A 2,389-nucleotide genomic window follows, 5' to 3' on the forward strand; every position below is an offset into this window, starting at 1 on the left:
GCAGCCCGTCGCCGTCACCCTCGCCTTCCCCGTCGCCTTCGCCGTCCCCCTCGCCTTCTCCGTCCCCCTCGCCTTCCCCGTCCCCCTCGCCTTCCCCGTCCCCGTCCCCGTCCCCGTCGCCGTCACCGTCCCCCTCGCCGTCGCCGTCGCCGTCGCCGGGCGGGCCGGGTGGCTGCCGGGTGACCGCGATCCTCAACGCCTGGAACACCGGGCTGACCGAGAACATCACCGTCACCAACACCGGCACCGCGCCCATCAACGGCTGGTCGCTGAGGTTCACCCTGCCGGGCGGGCAGACCATCGTGTCCGGCTGGAACGCCACCTACTCCCCGGCCTCCGGCCAGGTCACCGCCACCAACGTGAGCTACAACGGCGCCATCCCGGCGGGCGGCTCGCTCGACATCGGCTTCCAGGCCAACCACACCGGTAACACCGCCAAGCCCACCGACTTCACCCTGAACGGCGCGACGTGCACCACCGCCTGACGCGCTCCGGCAGTACACCCGACAGAAAGGCAGCAAGGATGCGAAGGCATACCCCGGCCGGGCTGGGCGCCGGCCTCGCCGCGCTGGTCGCGGCACTGATCGCGGCGGTGGCGGTGGTGGTGGCCCCGGCGCCGCGCGCCGCGGCGGCGACGCTGACCCAGGTGACGAACTTCGGCTCCAACCCCGGCAACATTCCGATGTACCTGTACGTGCCGAACAACGTGGCGGCCCGGCCGGGCGTCCTGGTCGCCATGCACGGCTGCAACGGCTGGGCGCAGGGCTTCTACCAGGGCACCGAGTTCGCCTCGCTGGCCGACCGGTACGGCTTCATCGTCATCTACCCGCAGGCGAACAAGAGCGCCAACGGCCTGTCGAGCTGCTTCGACGTGTGGTCGAACGAGGCACTGCGCCACGGCGGCGGCAGCGACCCGGCGTCGATCGTCTCCATGGTGAACTACGTGCAGCAGCGCTACAACGCCGACCCGCAGCGGGTGTTCGCCACCGGTTTCTCCTCCGGGGCGATGGAGACCCTCAACCTGCTGGCCACCTACCCCGACGTCTTCAAGGCCGGCGCCCCGTTCTCCGGAGTGCCCTACGGGTGTCTCGGCCCGGCCGGCTGTGGCGACAAGACCCCGCAGCAGTGGGGTGACCTGGCCCGCAACGCCTACCCGGGCTACACCGGGGCGCGGCCGCGGGTGCAGGCCTGGCACGGTACCAACGACTCGGTGCTGAACTACACGATGCTGCAGGAAGAAGTCGACCAGTGGACGAACGTGTGGGGATTCAGCCAGACCCCCACGTCCACCGGCACGCTGCAGTCCGGATGGACCCGGCGGGTCTACGGCACCGGCCAGGTCGAGGCCGTCACGGTGAGCGGAGCCGGCCACGACCTGCCGCACGCCGGCATGGCCATCCACGCCATCCGCTTCTTCGGCCTGGACGGCAGCACGCCGACCCCCACCCCCACCCCGACACCCACGCCGACCCCGACTCCTACGCCCACCCCGACTCCGACCCCGACGCCCACGCCGACGCCCACCCCGACGCCCACGCCGACCCCGACCCCGACCCCGCAGGGCGACTGCTCCGTCGGCTATCGGGTGATCAACAGCTGGCCCGGCGGGTTCCAGGCCGAGGTGACGGTGCGCAACGGCGGCACCGCGCCGACCGCCGGCTGGACGGTGCGGCTGACCCTCGGGGCCGGGCAGAGCATCAGCAGCCTGTGGGGCGGGATCATGACCGCCTCTGGCCAGTCGATCACCGTTCGGAACGCGTCCTATAACGGTGCGATCCCGGCCGGCGGCAGCACGACGTTCGGCTTCGTAGCCAACGGCGACGCCTCGATCACCCCCGCTCCCGCGGTCTGCTCCGGCTCCTGACCCACGAAATCCCGGCCCGACGAAAGCGGCCCGCCGCCGGAGATCTCCCGATCTCCGGCGGCGGGCCGTCCTACTGGCGGCGCCGGTTCCCCCTCTGCGTGGATCCGGCGCCGGCCGATGGGTCAGGGGCTGCTGCAGGTCGCGGTCGGGGTGGCCGCGCTGCCGTTGGCGGTGAAGCCGAAGGTGGTGGAGCCGCCGGCCGGGACCGAGCCGTTGTAGGCGGCGTTGCGCACCGTCACGCTGGAGCCGGACGTGCTCTGGGTGCCGTTCCACAGGCTGCTGATCGACTGCCCGCCGGGCCAGGTGAAGCGCACGGTCCAGCCGTTGACCGCCGAGCTGCCGGCCGCGACGGTGACCTCGGACTGGAAGCCGCCACCCCAGCTGTTCACCGTCCGCATCGTGGCGGTGCACCCGCCCGGAACCGGGGTCGGCGTCGGGGTGGGCGTCGGGTTCGGGTCGGTCGGGGTGGGCGTCGGCGTCGGGTCCGGGCCGGGGCCGGGGCCGGCGGCGTTCAGCGCGTTGAGC

General features: G+C 72.6%; 4 protein-coding genes. 2 read left to right on the top strand and 2 right to left on the bottom strand.

The window, feature by feature from the left end:
- The coding region (locus Sru01_RS34955) for a hypothetical protein (protein ID WP_203995162.1) at window positions 1-196 on the bottom strand (196 nt) is incomplete at its 3' end.
- On the opposite strand from Sru01_RS34955, the gene Sru01_RS34960 reads away from it, so the two are divergent.
- A complete protein-coding gene (locus Sru01_RS34960; protein ID WP_203995176.1) occupies window positions 180-485 on the top strand; it encodes a cellulose binding domain-containing protein in 306 nt (101 codons plus the stop codon). The two genes, Sru01_RS34955 and Sru01_RS34960, sit on opposite strands and share 17 nt — an antisense overlap.
- 38 nt (window positions 486-523) lie before the next feature.
- Window positions 524-1,864, top strand: coding sequence for an extracellular catalytic domain type 1 short-chain-length polyhydroxyalkanoate depolymerase (locus tag Sru01_RS34965; protein WP_203995179.1), 1,341 nt, complete (start codon window positions 524-526; stop codon window positions 1,862-1,864).
- Between the two features lie 122 nt (window positions 1,865-1,986).
- On the opposite strand, the gene Sru01_RS34970 is transcribed toward Sru01_RS34965, so the two are convergent.
- Window positions 1,987-2,389 (bottom strand): cellulose binding domain-containing protein (locus tag Sru01_RS34970; protein WP_203995188.1); only part of this gene is annotated, 403 nt, incomplete at its 5' end.

This window comes from Sphaerisporangium rufum, assembly GCF_016863395.1.
GTDB lineage: Bacteria > Actinomycetota > Actinomycetes > Streptosporangiales > Streptosporangiaceae > Sphaerisporangium > Sphaerisporangium rufum.